Source organism: Anoxybacillus sp. EFIL (assembly GCF_013096955.1).
In the GTDB taxonomy this organism is placed as follows: domain Bacteria; phylum Bacillota; class Bacilli; order Bacillales; family Anoxybacillaceae; genus Anoxybacillus; species Anoxybacillus ayderensis.
The window spans coordinates 1-21444 of sequence record NZ_SDLH01000010.1 but is presented as its reverse complement, the minus strand read 5'-3'; the positions used below and the strand labels follow the sequence as shown (position 1 = coordinate 21444).

Genomic DNA, 21444 nt, shown 5'->3' with positions numbered 1-21444 from the left:
TGGTCAATATTTTAAAAAAGGGGGTTGAGCATATGCATACATTTCAATTGTTGATGAAAGAAATAAAAGCGGTCACGTCCAATCGGAAAGTGCTCATTCCGATTATCGCTGTGTTGTTTATTCCGCTTTTATATAGCGGCATGTTTTTATGGGCGTTTTGGGATCCGTACGATCATTTAGATGATTTACCTGTCGCCGTTGTAAACAAAGACAAAGGAACAACGTTTGAAGGAGAAGAGCTTCGTATTGGTGACGATCTTGTTGACAAGTTGAGAGAAAAGAAGAAGTTTGATTGGCATTTTGTAAGTGAACAAGAAGGAGAAAAAGGGTTAAAAGAACAACGATATTATATGCTCATTGAAATTCCTGAACATTTTTCACAACATGCCACAACGTTACAAGACGATCATCCGAAAAAACTGCAACTCATTTACAAACCAAATGAAGGATTTAACTTTTTATCTGCCCAAATTGGCGCAACGGCGGTTGAAAAAATAAAAACGGAAGTCGCAAAAACATTAACTGAAACGTACGCAGAAAACATGTTTGACAAAGTAAAAACGTTGGCAGATGGACTAACAAAAGCGAGCGATGGAGCAGAAAAGTTGCATGATGGACTCGTTGATGCAAGCGAAGGAACGAATAAACTGTACGATGGCATGAAACAAGCGCAAGATGGTTCAAATGAATTGTATCGCCATTTAGCGACACTTGCGGAGAAATCGATCGCATTTACCGACGGATTGCATCAAGCAGCTGACGGTTCGATGCAAGTGGAAACAGGTGTTCAAACGCTTCATGACGGAATGAAGCGCATGGTTGATGGGCAAGGACAGCTAGTTGTTGGAGCGCAACAAGCAAAAGAAGGGACGGCAAAGCTTGCTTCTGGGGCCAATCGTGTGCTTGAAGGAGTGAAAGCACTTGATGAACGTATGCCGCAGCTGTTGCAAGGTTCGGAGCAATTAAGCGGGGGAGCAGAAAAATTAGCGACATCGCTTTCCGGGTGGCAACAAGGAGCTACGCAAGTTCAAACAGGTGCTACTCAAGTGGCAGGAGGGTTAGAGAAGTTAGCTGTTCAACTTGATGCCCTCATTGCGCAAACGTCAGATCCAGCGCAAAAAGCAGTATATGAGCAACTAAAACAAAACGTTGTGCAATTGTCGTTAGGAAGCAAGCAAGTGGAAAACGGAGTGGCACAGTTAAACGATGGCGCCAAGGCGTTGCAAGCAGGAGCAACATCGTTAAGTCATGGAGCAAAGCAGTTGCATGAAGGGCATATCGCTCTCGAAGGTGGCGTGAATCAACTGCTTGCGGGACAACAACAGTTGGCAGATGGTGCGAATGCGCTTGCGAGCGGTCAAGAAAAGCTTGTTGTAGGCATGACTACGTTACATGAAAAAATGAAAGAAGCGGAGCAAGGAACAGCGAAGCTCGCTCACGGTGGCAAAACGCTCGCTTCTGGATTGCAAGTTCTTGCGGACGGTGCCGATCAACTTCAAGATGGTGCGCATCGATTGGCTGACGGTTCGCAACAATTGGCCGATGGGATGAATGAGTTAACAACCGGGACAGGAAAATTGCAAGATGGTATGAATCAATTAACAGACGGTTCAGAAGAACTAGCAAGTAAATTAAAAGAAGGTGCGGAGAAAGCAAGCGATGTGAAGGCAAATGAAGATGTATACAACATGTTTGCTGAACCGGTGAAAGTAAAAAATGAAAAAATGAATAAAGTGCCAAACTACGGAACGGGATTTACGCCATATTTCTTATCATTAGGATTGTTTGTTGGCGCTCTTTTACTTTCAATCGTCTTTCCACTTCGCGAGCCAGCTGCAGCACCGCGCTCACCATTTAGTTGGTTTTTTGCAAAATTTGGCGTACTCATCGGCGTAGGTATTTTACAAGCGCTCCTTGCTGATAGCGTATTGCTGTTCGGGCTCGATTTACAAGTGAAAAGCGTTCCGTTATTTATCATCTTTAGCATTGTGACAAGCATTGCCTTTTTATCGGTCATTCAATTTCTCGTTACAGTTTTTGGGGATCCTGGACGATTTATCGGGATTGTTGTATTAATTTTACAATTAACGACAAGCGCTGGAACGTTCCCGCTTGAGTTAATTCCACGTTCGTTGCAACTATTTAATGCATGGTTGCCAATGACATATTCTGTTTTCGGATTAAAAGCTGTCATTTCAAGCGGTGATTTCTCATTTATGTGGGAAAACGTCGGTAAACTGCTTATGTTTATCGTCGTCATGATGGCTGGAACAATGACGTATTTTACAATTCAACATCGTCGACAGTTTACAACGATTGTTGAACAAGCTTCTGAGGCGTAAGACGCTTCAGAAGTTTTTTTGTAATGAAAAAAATTTTAAAAAAATTAACTTGCATATACAAGATGATGTGAGTATAATATAAACATGAAAACGATTTCATTCGTTTCTTTTCGATTGAAATAAGGGGGAATGGGAGGATGGCGACGATTGAAGATGTCGCCAAGCTAACGGGGCTTTCACGGACGACCATTTCGCGCGTCATAAACAATCACCCGTACGTGTCAGAAGAGAAACGAAAGCTCGTGCTTGAAGCGATGGAGAAGCTAGGATATGTGCCTAATTCTTCGGCGAGAAGTTTGCGGAATCAAAAAACGAGCATTTTAGCATTATTTATTCCTCGTATTACAAACCCATTTTTTAGTGAGCTCGTAGAAGCGACAGAAATAGCAGCAGCGGAGCATGGCTATCAGCTCATTATTTGTCAAACGCGCTACTCGCCGGAAAAAGAATTAAACTATATGAATTTATTAAAAACAAAGCAAGTAGACGGAGTCATTTTAGCTTCTATCCAAAATGAGTGGAAACAGTTGAAGCCTTTTTTACAGTATGGACCGATCGTTCTTTGCAACGAGTTTGACGATTGTGCAAACGTTCCAACCGTTCGGCTCGATCAAGTGTACGGGGGATACATAGCGACGAAACATTTGCTTGAACAAGGCCATACGAAAATTGCGTATTGTTCCGGTGGCTATCGAAGCAATGTAGCCAAATCGCGTGAGATTGGCTTTAAAAAAGCGTTAGCGGAATATAAGCTTACGTTTGATGAACGATACGCTTTTCGCGATGCGTTTCACATTGCGGACGGAAAGCGTGTATTCCGACAAATGATGGCGCTTTCCAATCGTCCGACTGCCGTATTTACCGGAAGCGATGAAGTGGCGGCTGGCATTATATCTGAAGCGTTGGCGTGCGGCTATCGCATCCCTGAACATTTAGCGGTCGTTGGCTTTGATAATCAAGCGATTACGGAGTTAACGAATCCGACAATTACAACGGTGCATCAACCTGTGAAACAAATGGCACAAAAAGCGGTTGATGTGATGATAGAAAAAATTCAAACAAAAAAATATGATGTGCAAGAAATTTACGAATTTCCACTTCAACTGATTGTTCGCGCATCGACAGTTGGTAGCGAGCTTCACCAAAGTGAAGCTTGACATACATTTTATTTTAAAAATAAGGGGGATTTTTTCATGAAGAAAGCAACGAAATTTTCTTCTGCATTGTTAGCGCTTACACTCGGCTTAACTGCTTGTTCTGGCGGTCAAGACACAGACAAGAAGGAAACAACGGATAAAAAAGACGATGCAAAAAAATCTGAAGAAGTTGTAAAAATTGTGTATGCTCGCGGGAAAGATGCGACAAAAGCGACAGAAGAAATCGTAAAAGCGTTTGAAGCAAAATATCCAAACATTGACGTCGAATTTCGTGAAATGCCTTCCGACACAGGAGCACAGCACGATGCGTACGTTACGATGTTAAACGCGAAATCATCGGAAATTGACGTCATGGACTTAGACGTTATTTGGCCAGCGGAGTTTGCGCAAGCTGGATATGTTCTTCCACTCGATCGTTTCATCGAAAAAGACGGCATTGATTTAAGTGCATACAACCAAGGTGCACTTGCAGCTGGAAACTTTGACGGAAAACAATGGGCGATGCCAAAATTTATTGACACAGGACTATTATTTTATCGTAAAGACATTGTACCAGAAGATAAAGTGCCAAAAACATGGGATGAATTGTTAGCAGCTGCTCGCGAGTTTAAAGGACAAGGCGGCACACAATTCGGATACTTAATGCAAGCGAAACAATACGAAGGATTAGTATGTAACGCGATTGAATTTATTGCGGCATACGGTGGAAAAATCGTCGATGAAAACAACAACGTTGTCGTCAACAGCCCTGAAACAATTAAAGGGTTAAAGAAAATGGTTGAAATTGCAACGTCTGACGTTGTGCCAAGCAACATTACAACATTTACAGAACCAGAATCTCATACAGCGTTTATTGAAGGTCAATCGCCATTTATTCGCAACTGGCCATACCAATACGCATTAGCAAACGATCCAGAGCAATCAAAAATCGTTGATAAAGTTGGCGTTGCGCCACTACCTGCTGGTGATAAAGGTTCAGCTGCTGCATTAGGTGGATGGATGACAGCGATTAACGCATATTCAAAAAATAAAGAAGCAGCTTGGGAATTTGTGAAGTTTATGACTGGTCCAGAAGGTCAAAAAATTTCTGCGATTTACGGCGGTTTAGCGCCAACGCTTCCAGAACTATTTAAAGACGAAGAAGTGTTAAAAGCGAACCCATTCTTTGCAGAAGAAGGATTTGTTAACGGATTAAATGCAGCGGTACCGCGTCCAGTTGTACCAAACTATCCAGAAGTATCTGAAATTATTCAAATTAACGTATCAAAAGCAATTGCAGGACAAATTACAGTAGAAGAAGCTGTTGCGAATATGGAAAAAGAAATTAAAGCAGTGATGCAGTAGTTACACGTTAGCCTTCAGCCTCATATGAGCGCTGAAGGCTAAATCCTTTGCATAAAGGGGGAACAACGAGTGAAAAACGAAAAAAAATCGGAGCGCCGTTTAGCGTATATTCTTGTCGCTCCATCGCTTTTGCTTATTTTAGCTGTCGCCATTTGGCCGGTTATTCAGTCGTTTTATTTCAGCTTATTTGACTATCGTCTGAACAACCCAGCGAAATCTTCTCTCCATCTTGATTACAGTTTAAACTTAGAACGATATTTAGAAAGTTATCCGTTTTTAATGAGCGCATTAAAACAAGAAATAACGCAAGCGACGGGTGATGAAAAAGAGCAGTTAACATCAATACAACAAAAACTGCAAAAAGTAGATGAAGAAATTCGGGCGGATGAAGAAGTAGCGAAACGATATGAGCAAATAGATGAAATTTTAAACAATTTTGAAGTGCCAAGCGAAGACATAAAAATCGTTTCTATTGATGAACAAGCGGCACAACATTTAACAAAAACGATTAACGAAACGAAACAAACGTTAAAAACGTTAAACGAAAACGGACAATTGAAGCAAGGGGACAAATTGACAGGGCTTGCAAACGGGCTAAGCGGAGCGGTCATTGAACCGAACTTTGTCGGTCTCGCTCATTATAAAAACTATTTAAGCGATGCTCGTTTATGGAAAGCGCTTTGGAATACAACGGTATTTACCGTCATTTCTGTTTCGATTGAATTAGTGCTCGGTTTAGCGATTGCGTTGCTTATTAATAAAGCGTTTTTCGGCCGCGGACTTGTCCGGGCAACGATTTTAATTCCGTGGGCGATTCCGACAGCGGTGTCTGCATTAATGTGGAAGTTTTTATATGACGGACAAAATGGGATTGTCGCAAAATATTTTGCGGATATCGGCATCATCAATAATATGAGTGAACTATTAACGACAGGTGCGGGAGCGATGTTTGCCGTCATTTTTTCTGACGTATGGAAAACAACACCGTACATGGCATTATTGCTGCTTGCCGGATTGCAAACGATTCCGAGCTCCTTATACGAAGCAGCATCGATTGACGGAGCGACAAAGTGGCAACAGTTTGTCAAAATTACGTTACCGCTTTTGAAATCAAGCATTCTCGTTGCGCTTTTGTTCCGTACGCTTGATGCGTTCCGTGTATTTGACTTAATTTTCGTATTAACAGGTGGCGGACCAGCGAACTCGACAGAAACGATTTCGATTTTAGCGTATAAAGTGATGTTCTCGCAAACAAACTTCGGTGGCGGTTCAGCGTTAGCGGTGATCGTGTTCATTTGCGTAGCGATCATTTCGACGATTTACATTAAATTTTTAGGTGCTGACCTCATTTCTGATCGAAAATAGGAGGTGCAACGATGCAAAAGAAAGCCGGTCCATTGTTTTATGTGTTTTTATTTGTTTTCGTTTTTTTAGTCATGTTTCCATTTTTATGGATTTTATTAAGTTCGATTAAGCCGTTAAGCGAATTGTTTGGTGAAGAAGCGTTTAACTGGTTTACGAGCCATCCGACGTTAAAAAGTTACGTCTCTGTTTTCGTCAATTATCCGTTTGTAAAATATTTATGGAACAGCACAGTCATTGCGACGATTACGACTGTATACACCGTCTTTGTCGCTGCGTTTGCCGCGTATGCGATTGCGCGCCTAGATTTTAAAGGGAAGTCGATCATTTTAGGTATCGTGTTATCGGTATCGATGTTCCCGCAAATTGCGACCATTTCGCCGATTTACATGTTTGTGAAAAAGTTTGAGTTGACGAATAGTTATTTAGGATTAATTATTCCGTACACGACGTTTGCGTTGCCGCTTTCCATTTGGCTATTAGTGACGTTTTTCCGTAAAATTCCGTTTGATTTAGAAGAAGCAGCGAAAATGGACGGGGCAACACCGCTACAAACGTATTTTAAAGTGATTTTGCCGCTCGCTGTACCAGGCATTTTTACAACGTCGATTCTCGTTTTTATTGCGGCGTGGAATGAATTTTTATTTGCGTTAACGATTAACACAGCAGAAGACTATAAAACGGTGCCAGTCGGTATCGCGATGTTTCAAGGGCAATATACAATTCCTTGGGGCGAAATTTCAGCAGCGACAGTTATTGTAACGATTCCGCTCGTCATTATGGTATTATTATTCCAACGTCGTATTGTTTCAGGTTTAACGTCTGGTTCAGTGAAAGAATAATGGAGAGGGGAAAAGGAAATGGAATCGATTCCAAAAACGAAACAATGGTGGAAAGAAGCGGTCGTGTATCAAATTTATCCGCGCAGTTTTAAAGATTCAAACGGGGATGGGATCGGTGATTTGCGCGGGATTATTGAAAAGCTAGATTATTTACAAGAGCTCGGTGTCGATGTCGTTTGGTTGTCACCTGTTTATCAGTCGCCAAACGATGATAACGGCTATGACATTAGCGACTATCAAGACATTATGGACGAATTTGGCACGCTCGCTGACTGGGACGAACTGCTGCGCGAAATGCATGCACGCGGGATGAAATTAGTGATGGACTTAGTCGTCAACCATACGTCCGATGAACATTATTGGTTTGTTGAATCACGCAAGTCGAAAGATAATCCGTATCGCGACTATTACATTTGGCGTCCGGGGAAAGATGGGAAAGAGCCGAACAACTGGCAATCGTTTTTTAGCGGCTCGGCATGGCAGTACGATGAAGCAACAGGGGAATATTATTTGCATTTATTTTCGAAAAAGCAACCAGATTTAAACTGGGAAAATGAAAAGGTGCGCGAAGAAATTTTCAACATGATGACATGGTGGTTAGATCGTGGCATTGACGGATTTCGGATGGACGTCATTAACTTATTATCAAAAGTGGAAGGATTGCCGGATGCTCCGATGACGAATGCCAATGATCGTTATCAATGGGGCGGACAATATTTTGTGAACGGACCGAAGTTAATGGACTATTTGCGTGAAATGAAAGAGAAAGTGTTAAGTAAATATGACATTATGACGGTCGGAGAAACGCCGATGGTGACGACAGACGATGCCATTCGGTTTACGAACGAGCAAGATGGCGTAATGAATATGTTGTTTCAATTTGAGCATATGGACGTCGATTCGAAACCGGGTAGCCATCTTGGCAAGTGGGACATTCAACCGTGGAAATTAACAGATTTGAAAAAAATTATGAGCAAGTGGCAAGTGGAACTTCACGGAAAAGGGTGGAACTCACTCTATTTAGAAAACCATGACCAGCCACGCTCTGTTTCGCGTTTTGGCGATGATCAAACGTATCGGGTAGAAAGTGCAAAAATGTTGGCGACATGGTTGCATATGATGCAAGGAACGCCATACATTTATCAAGGGCAAGAAATCGGGATGACGAACGTCGCTTTCCCGTCGATTGAATATTATCGCGACGTTGAAACGATTAATTTATGGAACGATGTTGTTGTCAATAAAGGGGAAGACGCAGAAAAAATTTTAAAAGCGATTCATTACCGCGGTCGCGATAATGCGCGCACACCGATGCAATGGGATGCGACAGAACATGCAGGATTTACGACGGGGACGCCGTGGATTGACGTCAATCCAAACTATCGCGATATTAACGTCGAGCAAGCATTAAAAGATGAAAATTCCATCTTCCACTACTACAAAAAGCTCATTCGTCTCCGAAAAGAGCATCCAATTATCGTGTACGGATCATATGAACTGTTGCTTGAAGATGATGAACAAATTTACGCATACGTGCGCAAGTTGAACGATGAGCAGCTGCTTGTCATCACAAACTTTAGTAGCGAGCAGCCAACATTTACGCTGCCGTCACACATCACGTTTACGGAAAAACAACTGCTCATTAGCAACTATGCGGTTGATGAAAACGAATCGATTGACACGATCGTACTAAAACCGTATGAAGCACGCGTTTATAAATTAAAGTAAAAAGCAGCCACACGGGCTGCTTTTTACTTTAACAAGAAACGTTTAAGCATTGAACGCAAACATTGCCGTAACATTCATGTTGCTCTTCCATTTCTTTGCCGCACTCGCAACATGTTTTTGGTGGCAACTTTTTATAAAATTCAGACATTTTTTCTAACATAACTCCCCATCCCCTTCGCTTTTGTTGATTTTATTGTATTATAACAGATATATATTTGTCAATAGTTGTTTTATAACATTTACGTATGTGAAATTTGTTCAGAAATTTGGTATCGTTTAGTTGTACACATTTTTGCGAGGAAGGTGAATACATATGAAAGTGACGGTTATCGGTTATTGGGGAGCGTTTCCAAAAAAGAATGAGGCGACGTCATGTTACTTATTTGAACACGACGGTTTTCGTTTATTAGTGGACTGTGGAAGCGGAGCGTTAGCCCAACTGCAAAATGTCATTGATATTGAACAAATTGATGCGGTTATCATATCGCATTATCATCACGATCACGTGGCAGATATCGGCCCGCTTCAATACGCGCGACTCATTAAGAAAAATTTAGGCGCACATTTGCCTGAGCTTCCTATTTATGGACATTCGTTTGATCGGGATGGATTCGCACGCCTTGCTCATAAAGGAGTGACGAAAGCGGTGGCGTACGATCCGAACGATATGCTTCATATCGGTCCATTTACGATTACGTTTATGCCGACAGAACATCCAGCTGTTTGTTATGCGATGCGCATTTGCGCAGGAGAAAAGACGGTCGTATACACAGCAGATTCTAGCTATTTGCCTGAGTTTGTTCCTTTTGCAAAACATGCAGACTTACTGATTTGTGAATGCAACTTTTACGCAGGACAACATGCGAAACAAGCAGGGCATATGACGAGCGAGGAAGCGGCAACGATCGCGCGCGACGCTGGCGTTAAAACATTACTACTAACGCACTTACCTCATTTCGGTAACGTTGAACAACTTGTCGACGAAGCAAAAACGATTTTCCATGGCGATGTCCAACTAGCAACAACAAGATGGACGTGGGAGGGGTAGCGAATCGCTGCCCTTATTAATGTTTTAAGGAGATTTTTTATAGAGTTTTTTTAATTTATATAAATTTTATTGTAAAAAATATTGACGTTTTTTTTTTTTTTTTAACATTAATTCAAGATTATTACACAATAAAAGTGAAATATTATTAATCATTCAAGATTAGTAAGTTTTCAGGGAGGGATTTGGATGTCGAGTTGGTGGTCAGATATAAAATCTGCTGCGAAACAGACAGTTAAAGATCAAATTTGGCCTGTCACGATTGGAGCGGCGGCTTTAGGAGGAGCACGGGACGGTGCCAATGCGGCGATAGACACTATTAATAACAATAAAAAGATGGCTCATATCAGTAAAGTTACTGGTGTTTCACTAAATAAATCGGTGCAAAGTGTAGGGAAAGCAGTAGTTACTGCAGCTACAAAAGGTACTGTTGTTGGGGCGGCGATTGGAGTGGGAGTTAATTTTGGGTTTAGACTTGGACAGGAAAGGGGATGGTGGTAATTTTAAGTCACATGTATTTAAATTTATCTGAGTGTGCAAAAGGATTGAATTTAAATAAAGCTGTTAACGGTGGAATTGTTCAATTTCCTTTTGAATATAATTGTGAAATGCGCTTATGGGAGACAAAATGTTATTTTGAAGAAGGTAACAAGTATTTTTTCAGTTTAAAGGGGAATAACTACTTCTTGGATCCTTTGAATCCGAATGTGTACGAAGAAAAGGGAATGATATATTCTGTATTTCACAAATATGTCTCCCGTAGAAACGATACAGATATACAGGAGCATATAGATATCATTGATTTTTCAACATATCGTTTTTGGGATGAAGAAGCTAGGTCTGCAGTCTTTTATTTAACAGATTCTTTTATATGTTTAAGCTTGGTACTAAGGGTTTGTAAAGTCAAGATGAATCATCCGCTTATTGTAACACTCGAATGGATCGATCCACAAGAAACATATTACGTAACTGATAAGTGGATTGATCCTTCAAAATACAATGGAGAGATTAAACTGAACCCTAAGCTGACCGTCGATTCTTCGACGATGAGGACAGGGTATTGGAGAACTAGGCTCTTAATTAATAATAGTTTTTTAGGAGAAGTAACATATAGAGTTTCTAACTTAATTTATTCCAATAAACAATTGGGATTTAGGTGATTTCAAATGACATGGTGGCAATACGGAATAATTAGCTATATAGTTATTTTTTGTTGGTTTTTGTTTTCTTCCTATGTTACTCATCGGTGGACATCAAAACGAGAATGCAAACCTTCGCATCGCGTTTTACTTAAACGTGACAGCATTCAAACGCTCGTTTTGACTACTATACTCGTTATTTTATATTTTTTTGATATTAAATTTCCTTTTATAAAGTAAATGGAGATGATGGGGCTAATCTCAAAACATGGTTACGGTTTTGGATTAGCCTTTTTCATTTGTTATAATACAGAATAAAAAATTTGAAAATTTTTTGAACAGATGCTTGACGATGAAATGAAAAGTGGAGATAATATGATTGTGTTAGAATTTTCTTGAAATTTAGCAGTACATACTAGGAGGTGGAGGCTAAAAGAAAATGATAACGCTTACAACATAGGGGGGATTTGTTTGATTGCATTTTACCTCATCTTAGCCATTACAGTTGCGAGTTTGTACGTTGCTTTTCGTAAACAAAAGCCTTTCTTTTTACTCATTCCATTTTTGTCAGTCTTCGCTTACTTTTTATTTGAAGTCATAACGTTCCCAGCACCATTTTTCGAAACGGTCAAATTTATTTTTAACTTGGGGGTGTGTTTGTTTGAGACAAATTGATAAAAAAATTGCCGACTCATACTTCCGTGAGCGCGTTCGGTTAATTGTCATTTTCTTAATTATTTGGTTTATTGTCTCGTTTGGCGTTGTCATGTTTGCGGAATCGTTTAAAAACATGACGTTTAACGGATTCCCGTTTCATTATTTCATGGGGGCACAAGGGGCTGTAGTGACGTTTATCGTCTTGTTGTTTATTAATGCAAAAGTAAGCGACAGTATTGACAAAAAGTACGGCATTAGCGAAGAGAGAAACGAGCAACTAAGCGCAGGGAAAACACTTGATCATTAAGAGAACAAAGGGGAAGGGGGAGCACGATGGATACACAATTTCTCGTGTCTTTATCTATCATTATCGCTTCATTTGCGTTATATATTGGGATTGCCATTTACAATAAAGCGAAAGAAACATCTGATTTCTACGTAGCAGGACGCGGTATTTCTCCGTTTTCAAACGGTATGGCGATCGCGGCGGACTGGATGAGTGCTGCGTCATTTATCGGTATGGCTGGTACGATCATGTTGCTAGGGTACGATGGTCTTGCATACATTATGGGATGGACGGGCGGCTATTTGCTTCTGACGTTTTTGCTTGCTCCACAGCTTCGCAAATACGGTCGCTATACGGTGCCAGAATTTATTGGTGACCGTTACGAGAGCCATTCCGCGCGTCTCATTGCAGCCATTTGTACGATCATTATTTCGTTCGTTTATTCCATCGGTCAGCTTTCAGGTTCAGGGGTTGTTATCGGGCGTTTGCTCGAAGTTGATGCGAAAGTCGGCACGATGATTGGGGTTGTGCTAATTGCGTTTTATGCGGCGTTTGGCGGAATGAAAGGAATTACATGGACACAAGTAGCCCAATACATCATCTTAATTATCGCGTATTTAATTCCAGTTGTCTTTATGTCGCTACAGTTGACAGGGAATCCAATTCCTTGGCTTTCTTACGGGAAAATTGTCGGTGAGTTTCAACAGCTTGATCAACAGTTAGGCATTTCACAATATACGGATCCATTTCTGAAAGGTAGCAAATGGCAGTTCCTCGCCCTTATGTTTACATTAATGGCTGGAACAGCGGGACTTCCGCACGTTATCGTTCGTTTTTATACGGTATCAACGATGAAAGCGGCGCGTTGGTCAGGCGCTTGGGCGCTTTTATTTATCGGCTTACTCTACTTATCAGCACCGGCGTATGCAGCATTTTCGCGCTTCATCCTCATTAAAAACGTCGTTGGACAAAAAATTACCGAGTTGCCGGCATGGACAGAAAAATGGATTAACACAGGGAAGCTACAAATTGCCGATGCGAATGGTGACGGCATTTTACAATGGCAAGAGATGGTCATTAGCAATGACATCGTCGTTATGGCAACTCCAGAGATCGCAAACCTCGGCATGTTTGTCATTGGCTTAGTCGCAGCTGGTGCGATGGCAGCGGCGTTGTCGACAGCGGGAGGTTTAATGATTGCTATTTCATCGTCATTTGCACACGACATTTATTATCGTATTTTGCGTCCGAACGCATCGGAACAAAATCGCTTGCTTGTTGCACGCATTTCGATTGCGGCAGCGACGGTGTTAGCTGGGTTAGTCGCTTTAAATCCTCCGGGCGTGATTACGCAAATTGTCGCGTGGGCGTTTGCAATTGCGGCAAGTACGTTCTTCCCTGCCCTTGTGCTTGGCGTATGGTGGAAACGTTCAAACTCTGCAGGTGCGATCGCGGGTATGCTCGTTGGTTTAATCGTTTCGTTAGGCTACATTTTAGCGGCGAAATACGGTGGATTTTCGATTGCAGGCATTGTTGATACAGGTGCAGGGGTGTTTGGTGCTGCAGCCGCACTTGCGGCAAATGTCGTCGTATCGTTAATGACGAAAGAACCTTCGCAAGCTGTACAAGAAGAAGTGTATGACCTTCGTTATCCAGAGCAAATGACATATAAAGACGGCCAAGTGTGGATGAGATAATGTAAAGGCATCTGTGTATACAGATGCCGTTTTTATGAGGGAGGGGAAAAAGTGCATCCACTATTTAGCGGTTTGCCAAAAGAAGAGATCGATCGGCTCATTGCTATATGTGAGCGAAAAACGTTTGAAAAAGACGATGCGATTTTAGGAAAAAATGAGCGGCGTAAAGGGCTTGTTTTGTTGCTTGACGGGGTGGCGGAAGTGTACGTCGAGCACGAAGGATATGATGAAGTGCTTGAAGTTGTGCAAAAAGGAGGGCTCATTGGCTTTTCTAGTTTAGCTGATTTTTTAGGTGTATCAAAAGGGGAGGGAAAAGAAGAACTTGTCGCGGTAAGGGCAGCGGAACGATGCGAAGTGCTTATCATACCGTTTTCTGTTTTATCGCGTTTATGGGATGATCCGAACGTACATGACTATTTGCTTGCGCAGGCGTGTGTACGCTTAAAAGATGTGTACGTATCGCTTGCTGAACAAATTAAGCAGGCGCGTAAATTTGGCGATTCAACATCATTTGTCGTTCCCGTACAAGATTTAATGGTTCGCGATGTCGTCACTTTACCGCCCACCGCAACGGTACAAGAGGCGGCGAAAAAAATGGCGGAGACGCATATTAGTTCCATTATTGTGACGGAAGAAAAAAAGTTATGCGGCATCGTTACTGAAACAGATCTTGTCGAACGGGTGCTTAGTTGCTCGCTTCCTTATGATACTGCCATCGAGCGAGTAATGACAAAAGATGTCGCAACGATTTCGCGCTTCGCTTACTACTATGATGCGCTTGCGATGATGATTGAGCGCGGAGTGAAGCATTTGCCGGTTGTTGACGATGAAAAAGTACAAGGAATAGTGACGTTTTCTGATTTAATGAGAAAGAAAAATGAAAGTATGATGCGCACGATTCAACAAATTGATCATGCTGATGAGCGAACGTTGCCAAAAATGAAAATGGCCATTTATGAACTGTTAGGAACGATGTTGCGCGACCAAGTACCGATTGCCCAATGTTTAAATATGATTACGAAACTATATGATCGCCTTGTGTTGCGTTGTATGGCGTTGGCGCTAAACGAAGTTGGGGAGCCGCCGTGTCGTTTCGCCTTTTACCAAATGGGTTCAAGCGGTCGGAGAGAGCAGTTTTTACTGACGGATCAAGACCATTTCCTCGTGTACGAAAGCGACGAGCATGCTGCGTATTTTGCGAAGCTCGGTGAGGCGATTGTGCGTGTTATGGAGAAAGCTGGTTATGAACGATGCAAAGGAAAAATGATGGCGAGTGAAAAGGCGTGGCGCGGCTCGCTCGAGACGTGGAAAGATCGTTTGCGCGAGTGGATGATTCATGCGACAAATGACAATTTGTTGTTGGCGCAAAATTTTTTCTCATATCGGTTTGTATATGGGGATATGGACTTGCACCGTACGTTCGAACAACAAATTCGAGAACAACTCACTCGGGCAAAAATTTTCTTTTTTCGCCTCGTTGAGATAGAAAAACAAAATGAAATTCCGACACTTGATCGCCCGATTCGGTCCATTTTCGGCCTTGAGCGAAAAACGATTGATATGAAAAAAGAAGTGTTATTTCCGTACCATCATAGCGTGCAAATTTTATCACTCATTCACGGAATTGTATCCGGCACACCGTTTGAGCGAATTGAGAAGCTAAAAGAAAAGCAAGTATTGTCTCCTGCATTTGCGAAAGATGTGCAAAAAGCGGCTGAAAACGTGCTGGCTATTTACATTCGCCATAAATGGAATCATTATCAAGCGAATAAACAATCGTCGTCTGTCTTATCGTTTACAACGATGACGACAAGAGAAAAAGATGAACTCATGTTAAGTTTAAAAACGTTAAAGCAACTGCAGGCGCAATTATTTTCTCATTTTTAGGGGGGATCGGGGTGTTTTTTTTACGAAAGGCGATTGACTACAAGTTAAACGATCATATTCCGTTGTCGACGCCGATTGATGATATTATTTTTACGGTATTTGATACAGAAACGACCGGATTTGATGTAGCGACAACAGATCGGTTAATCGAAATCGGCGCGGTGCAAGTGAAGGGGACGACGGTGATGGAAGATGAAACGTTTCATACGTATGTAAATCCGAATCGCGATATCCCACCTGTTATTGTTGAATTGACAAACATTACGGAAGAAAAAGTGAAACATGCGCCGACGGCAATTGAAGCATTGCAACATTTTTTTCGATTTGTTGAACAAAAACAAAGCGTCTGCTTTGTCGGTCATTACATTTCGTTTGATTTGTTTGTGATGAAACACGAATTGCGCCGCGAAAAAATGAAATTTCGCAAACCGACGTTTATCGATACGCTCGATTTAATCGGCTTCATTGCACCGTCGTATGATATGCGCGATTTAGAGCGATATGCCCAGGCGTTCGGTACACGCATGTATGAACGACATTCCGCCATTGGCGATGCGCTCACGACAGCGTATTTATTCGTTGAGCTGTTGGAACAATTTCGCATGCGCGGCTATCGAACGTGGGGAGAATTGCTGCGCGCCACAGATAGCCAAATGCGATCCATATCTTTTTAATACGGGGCGACAAAGCCTCGTTTTTTTAATTCAATATGTCTCGCTTGCCTGTTTTTTTATTTTAAAATATAATACATTTAGAATTTTTTTAATTTTAAAATGAATGATCATTCATTCACTAAAGGGGTGGGGAAAATGAATTTAGTTTCACGGTTACAACAAATAGCTACGCAAAAGCCAGATAAGCAGGCGTATATGTTTGACCAAACGTCAGCAACGTACGGTGAACTGAACGGCGCGATAATGAAATTTGCGAGCGGACTTGAGAAGCTAGGGGTAAACAAAGGGGATCATGTGGCGCTATTGTTAGGCAATTCACCTTATTTTATCGTCAGTTTATATGGTGCGATGCGTGCGGGGGCGACGGTGATTCCGATTAATCCCATTTATACGGCAGATGAAATTCATTACATTTTAACAAACGGCGATGTGAAAGTTGTCATTGCGCTTGATGTTGTCATGCCGACGCTTATGAAGCTTGACGGACGTTTACCGAATGTCGAGCATATCATCATTTGTGAAACACCGCAAGGGAAAGAACATGGCATCGTCGTGCCGGAAAAAATGAAATCGTTTACAAATGTGCTAGCGACAGGTGATGTGCCGTTCTTCGGGCCAGAGCTTCACGATGATGATGTGGCGGTCATTTTATATACATCAGGAACGACTGGAAAGCCAAAAGGAGCGATGTTGACGCATAAAAATTTATACAGCAACGCCCAAGATGTCGCAGATTACTTAAAAATAAACGAAGATGATCGCGTCATTGCGACGTTGCCGATGTTTCATGTCTTTTGTTTGACGGTGGCGCTCAATGCCCCGCTCATGAACGGTGGAACGGTGCTTATTCTCCCGAAATTTAGCCCAGGGGAAGTATTTAAAGTGGCACGTGAACAAAAGGCGACTGTTTTTGCGGGTGTGCCGACGATGTATAACTTTTTATATCAATATCCAGACGGAAAGGCGGAAGATTTTGCGCATATGCGCCTATGTATTTCAGGCGGAGCATCGATGCCTGTTGCGTTATTGAAAAACTTCGAGAAAAAGTTTCAAGTTATCGTTTCCGAAGGGTACGGACTGTCAGAAGCTTCGCCAGTTACATGTTTTAATCCGCTTGATCGTCCGCGTAAACCGGGCTCGATCGGGACGAGCATTATAAACGTTGAAAATAAAATCGTCAATGAATTAGGAGAAGAAGTGCCTGTTGGTGAAGTCGGAGAACTGATCGTGCGCGGTCCGAATGTGATGAAAGGATATTATAAAATGCCAGAAGAAACCGCGCATACGATTCGAGACGGTTGGTTATATACAGGTGACTTAGCGAAAATGGATGAAGAAAGATATTTTTACATCGTTGATCGAAAAAAAGATATGATTATTGTTGGAGGATATAACGTATATCCGCGTGAAGTGGAAGAAGTGCTTTACAGCCATCCGGATGTCGTGGAAGCGGCAGTCATCGGCGTGCCAGACCCGAATTTTGGAGAGGCGGTAAAATGTTATGTGGTAAGTAAAAATAAACAGTTGACAGAACAACAGCTAATCGCTTATTGTAGCGAGCATTTAGCGAAATATAAAGTGCCAAGTTCGATTGAATTTTTAGAGGAATTGCCAAAAAATACGACAGGAAAAATTTTAAGACGTGCATTAAAAGAACAAGTCATCTCTCAAAGCGGTGCGATGTGAGCACCGTTTTTTTTCAAGATGAGAAAGTATAAAATTTCGGTTTCATGTCTAGCTCCAAGCGCCATCGGCTCGAGTCGCTCCGCCCCACACTGCGGCGGCGACAGCCTCCTCGGTGGGGCTTGTGCGCTCTTCGCCGATAGGCGGGCGCTTTGCGCTTTTCTTATTTTTTTTAGAATTGACTTGATATTTAGAAAATATATTTGTATAATTTAACGCATAAAAGCGAAACAGCGAAAAAGTGAGGGGGATACGAATGAAGTGGTTAAAGACGTGTGGCGCGTTGTTGCTTGCAGGAAGTGTGCTAGCAGGATGCGCTGAAGAAAAAACAACAACAGAAAAAAGCGAGGAGAAAACATATAAAGTTGGTGTGACGCAAATTGTTGAACATCCGTCGCTTGATGCAGCGTTTAACGGATTTAAAAAGGCGCTTGAAGAAAAAGGGTTAAAAGTCGAATACGATGTGCAAATCGCGCAAGGGGATATGAACAATAACCAAACGATTGCCAACAACTTTGTTGCGGATGGCGTCGATTTAATCTTCGCCAATTCTACACCGAGCGCGCTTGGTGCATTAAATGCGACGAAAGATATTCCGATCGTCTTTACGTCTGTGACAGATCCGGTTGGAGCGAAGCTTGTACAATCGATGGAAAATCCGGGTGGAAATGTGACAGGGACAACAGATACACATCCAGATGCCATTCCGAAAACGGTGCAATTTATTGATCAATTTGTGAATGGAAATCGCGTCGGCATGATTTACAACGCGGGCGAGCAAAACTCTGTGGCGCAAATTGATGCGGTGAAAAAAGCGATGGAAGGGACCGACTTAACGATCGTACCTGTTTCGGTGTCGACATCGGCGGAAGTAAAACAAGCGGCGGAATCGTTAGTTGGCAAAGTCGATTGTTTTTACGTCATTACGGACAATACGGTCGTTTCAGCGCTTGAGTCGGTCATTCAAGTCGCGAACGATCAAGATTTACCGCTTTTTGTCGGCGAGTTAGATTCCGTGAAACGTGGCGGTTTTGCGGCGTACGGTTTTGACTACTACGATATTGGCTATGAAGCAGGCGTCATGGCAGCAGACATTTTAGAAGGGAAGAAAAAGCCGTCTGAACTTCCTGTACAATATCCGCAAAAATTGAAGCTCGTCATCAATAAAAAAGCAGCAAAAGAGATGGGTGTCGAATGGCGTAGTGAATGGGATAGCATGGCGGAATTTATTGAATAAAACAAAGGATGGATCCGTATGATTACAGCATTGTTTAGCTCAGTTGAAGCAGGATTGTTATATGCGCTTATGGCGCTTGGGGTGTATATATCGTTTCGCGTTTTAGATTTTCCTGATTTGACGGTGGACGGAAGTTTTGTGACGGGAGCGGCAGTCGCTTCCGTTCTCATCGTCGGTGGCGTCAATCCGTTTATTGCTTCGCTTGCGGCGCTTGGTGCTGGCTTTTTCGCAGGATGTGCGACAGGCCTTTTGCATACGAAGGGGAAAATTAATCCGTTATTATCAGGGATTTTAATGATGATCGCTTTATATTCGATTAACTTGCGCATTATGGATAAACCGAACGTCCCGCTTTTACAACAAGAAACGGTCATGACGATCATCACAAAAGCGTTTCAACGTTTCGATCAAGCGTTGGCAACGATATTTCCTTTCGTTCCGAAAACGTGGGCGATTATCGTTTTTGGGATGTTTTTAGTCGCTGTAGTGAAAGTAGTCATTGACGTATTTTTAAAAACGGAAGTCGGCTTGGCGCTTCGTGCCGTCGGGGATAATAAAAAAATGATTGCTAGTTTTTCAGGCAACACGGACCGTTTAACGATGATTGGTCTCGGCTTGTCAAACGCACTCGTCGCGTTTTCAGGTGCGCTTATTGCGCAATATAGCGGCTTTAGCGATATCGGCATGGGGATCGGCATGATCGTCATCGGTTTAGCGTCGGTCATTATCGGTGAAGCGTTATTTGGGGCGAAAACGATTGTGCGGGCGACGCTTGCGGTGATTTTCGGAGCCATTGTATATCGCATCGTCATTACGCTTGCGTTGCGCGTCCAATTTTTAGAGACGGGCGATGTGAAGCTCATTACAGCGATGATTGTCATTTTAGCGCTCGTCGTTCCGCAAATGGTAGCGGCGCGTGCCGAAAAACAGCGGAAAGCGAGAAAGCGAGGTGCAGCCGTTGCTTCAACTCAAGCAGATTACGAAAGTGTTTAACGAAGGAACGCTCGATGAAAAAGTGGCGTTAAAACATATCGAACTTTCGCTTCAGCCGGGCGATTTTGTAACGATTATCGGCAGCAACGGAGCGGGAAAATCGACGTTAATGAACATTATTTCAGGGAGACTGGCTCCAGATACAGGAGAAGTGGTGATTGACGGGAAAGATGTGACGACGATGAGTGAACACGATCGAGCGCGTTATATCGGTCGCGTCTTTCAAGATCCGATGGCAGGGACAGCACCAAATATGACGATTGAAGAAAATTTAGCGATCGCTTATAACCGAACAGTCAAGCGAACGCTTCGTTTCGGCGTAACGAAAAAGCGGCGCGAATTTTTTAAAGAAACGCTCGCCACGCTTCAGCTCGGATTAGAAAACCGTCTCCATGCGAAAGTCGGCTTGTTATCTGGCGGGGAGCGGCAAGCGTTGTCGCTTTTAATGGCGACGTTTACGAAGCCGCATGTGCTCCTTCTCGATGAACATACCGCGGCGTTAGACCCTGCGCGCGCGAAGTTAATTACAGATTTAACGAAACAAATTGTTGAAACGAATCGCTTGACGACGTTAATGGTGACGCACAATATGGAGCAAGCTGTTCAATTAGGTAATCGTCTCATTATGATGGACGGTGGGCAAATTATTTTCGAAGCAAGTGGAGAAGAGAAGAAAAAGTTAACTGTTGCCTCTCTTCTTCAAGAGTTTCAACGTATTCGTGGCAGCCAATTTGCCAGCGATCGCGCTGTGCTTGTATAAAAAAATCCCCGAGTTACATCGGGGATTTTATCATGTTTTGTAATGATGCGATCGTGCTTGGGAGCTGTTCAAGCGAGACCGGGCGGCTAAAATAAAACCCTTGTAATTGTTCGCACTGTTTTTCAATTAAAAACTGCGCTTGTTGTTCTGTTTCGACTCCTTCGGCAGTCACTGTTAGCCGTAATTTGTGCGCAAGCGAAATAATGGCGCTCACAATTTCTTTGCTTTTTTCATTGTTTATTATGTTTTGAATAAACGAGCGATCGATTTTCACTTCATCGATCGGGAAGCGATTTAAATATTCAAGCGACGAGTAGCTGACGCCAAAGTCGTCTACGGCAATCGAAAAGCCGAGCTGTTTTAAACGTTCTAACGTTTTTACGACATGTTCGGGATTTTTAATCATTGTTGTTTCGGTAATTTCAAATATAAAACAAGAGGCGTCGCAACCTTCTTCTTGTAAAATATGTTGAATATCTTCAAATATATACATGCACTTTAAGATGATGACTTCTGTATGAACACCTTTTTTCTTGGCTATACTGCTCCTAAATATTTCTATACAAAAGGAGCGGAAATGATATGAAACGTCTGAAAATCACAAATGATCA

General features: G+C 42.3%; 20 protein-coding genes. 18 read left to right on the top strand and 2 right to left on the bottom strand.

The window, feature by feature from the left end; all coding sequences use genetic code 11:
* Positions 1–32 precede the first annotated feature (32 nt).
* From ES017_RS13050 to ES017_RS13025, 6 genes are all read left to right on the top strand, one after another.
* On the top strand, positions 33–2342 hold the full coding sequence (locus ES017_RS13050) for a YhgE/Pip family protein (RefSeq protein ID WP_021095303.1): 2310 nt from the start codon (positions 33–35) through the stop codon (positions 2340–2342).
* Positions 2343–2479: 137 nt separating this feature from the next.
* Positions 2480–3499, top strand: a complete 1020-nt coding sequence (locus ES017_RS13045) for a LacI family DNA-binding transcriptional regulator (RefSeq protein ID WP_021095302.1) — start codon at positions 2480–2482, stop codon at positions 3497–3499.
* A gap of 36 nt (positions 3500–3535) precedes the next feature.
* Positions 3536–4843 carry an ABC transporter substrate-binding protein gene (locus tag ES017_RS13040; RefSeq protein ID WP_021095301.1) on the top strand — a complete coding sequence of 436 codons (1308 nt, stop codon included), beginning with the start codon at positions 3536–3538 and terminating at the stop codon, positions 4841–4843.
* 69 nt (positions 4844–4912) lie between these two features.
* On the top strand, positions 4913–6208 hold the full coding sequence (locus ES017_RS13035; protein ID WP_021095300.1) for an ABC transporter permease subunit: 1296 nt from the start codon (positions 4913–4915) through the stop codon (positions 6206–6208).
* Between the two features lie 11 nt (positions 6209–6219).
* The gene (locus ES017_RS13030; protein WP_021095299.1) at positions 6220–7047 is read left to right on the top strand and encodes a carbohydrate ABC transporter permease; all 828 of its coding nucleotides are present in this window, start codon (positions 6220–6222) and stop codon (positions 7045–7047) included.
* 18 nt (positions 7048–7065) lie between these two features.
* Entirely contained in the window at positions 7066–8775 is a 1710-nt protein-coding gene (locus ES017_RS13025; RefSeq protein WP_171335200.1) for a glycoside hydrolase family 13 protein, read from the top strand.
* A gap of 28 nt (positions 8776–8803) precedes the next feature.
* Here ES017_RS13025 and yhfH read toward each other — a convergent pair whose 3' ends face one another.
* The gene (gene yhfH, locus ES017_RS13020; RefSeq protein ID WP_021095297.1) at positions 8804–8935 is read right to left on the bottom strand and encodes a protein YhfH; all 132 of its coding nucleotides are present in this window, start codon (positions 8933–8935) and stop codon (positions 8804–8806) included.
* A 153-nt stretch (positions 8936–9088) separates the two neighbouring features.
* Between yhfH and ES017_RS13015 the strand changes: the two genes are divergently transcribed.
* From ES017_RS13015 to ES017_RS12960, 12 genes are all read left to right on the top strand, one after another.
* Complete coding sequence (locus ES017_RS13015) at positions 9089–9823, top strand: MBL fold metallo-hydrolase (RefSeq protein ID WP_171335199.1); 735 nt, start codon at positions 9089–9091, stop codon at positions 9821–9823.
* Positions 9824–10009: 186 nt separating this feature from the next.
* Positions 10010–10321 (top strand): hypothetical protein, encoded by a 312-nt coding sequence (locus tag ES017_RS13010; RefSeq protein WP_091703086.1) that lies wholly within the window; start codon positions 10010–10012, stop codon positions 10319–10321.
* Positions 10312–10980, top strand: a complete 669-nt coding sequence (locus ES017_RS13005; RefSeq protein WP_143091185.1) for a hypothetical protein — start codon at positions 10312–10314, stop codon at positions 10978–10980. Before ES017_RS13010 ends, ES017_RS13005 begins: the two co-directional genes overlap by 10 nt.
* 450 nt (positions 10981–11430) lie before the next feature.
* On the top strand, positions 11431–11634 hold the full coding sequence (locus ES017_RS13000) for a hypothetical protein (protein WP_003395588.1): 204 nt from the start codon (positions 11431–11433) through the stop codon (positions 11632–11634).
* Positions 11621–11923, top strand: a complete 303-nt coding sequence (locus tag ES017_RS12995) for a DUF4212 domain-containing protein (protein ID WP_003395586.1) — start codon at positions 11621–11623, stop codon at positions 11921–11923. The genes ES017_RS13000 and ES017_RS12995 overlap by 14 nt, the downstream gene beginning before the upstream one ends.
* Before the next feature lie 26 nt (positions 11924–11949).
* Positions 11950–13599, top strand: coding sequence for a sodium:solute symporter family protein (locus ES017_RS12990; protein WP_171335198.1), 1650 nt, complete (start codon positions 11950–11952; stop codon positions 13597–13599).
* Positions 13600–13650: 51 nt separating this feature from the next.
* On the top strand, positions 13651–15486 hold the full coding sequence (locus ES017_RS12985) for a DUF294 nucleotidyltransferase-like domain-containing protein (protein ID WP_171335197.1): 1836 nt from the start codon (positions 13651–13653) through the stop codon (positions 15484–15486).
* Between the two features lie 11 nt (positions 15487–15497).
* On the top strand, positions 15498–16160 hold the full coding sequence (locus tag ES017_RS12980) for a 3'-5' exonuclease (protein ID WP_009361978.1): 663 nt from the start codon (positions 15498–15500) through the stop codon (positions 16158–16160).
* A gap of 135 nt (positions 16161–16295) precedes the next feature.
* A complete protein-coding gene (locus ES017_RS12975; RefSeq protein WP_021095290.1) occupies positions 16296–17846 on the top strand; it encodes a fatty acid--CoA ligase family protein in 1551 nt (516 codons plus the stop codon).
* Positions 17847–18099: 253 nt separating this feature from the next.
* Positions 18100–19080 carry an ABC transporter substrate-binding protein gene (locus ES017_RS12970; RefSeq protein WP_021093966.1) on the top strand — a complete coding sequence of 327 codons (981 nt, stop codon included), beginning with the start codon at positions 18100–18102 and terminating at the stop codon, positions 19078–19080.
* A gap of 18 nt (positions 19081–19098) precedes the next feature.
* Complete coding sequence (locus ES017_RS12965; protein ID WP_021093967.1) at positions 19099–20073, top strand: ABC transporter permease; 975 nt, start codon at positions 19099–19101, stop codon at positions 20071–20073.
* Positions 20039–20833, top strand: a complete 795-nt coding sequence (locus tag ES017_RS12960; RefSeq protein WP_042534581.1) for an ABC transporter ATP-binding protein — start codon at positions 20039–20041, stop codon at positions 20831–20833. Before ES017_RS12965 ends, ES017_RS12960 begins: the two co-directional genes overlap by 35 nt.
* 13 nt (positions 20834–20846) lie before the next feature.
* On the opposite strand, the gene ES017_RS12955 is transcribed toward ES017_RS12960, so the two are convergent.
* On the bottom strand, positions 20847–21326 hold the full coding sequence (locus ES017_RS12955; protein ID WP_042534579.1) for an EAL domain-containing protein: 480 nt from the start codon (positions 21324–21326) through the stop codon (positions 20847–20849).
* Positions 21327–21444 lie beyond the last annotated feature (118 nt).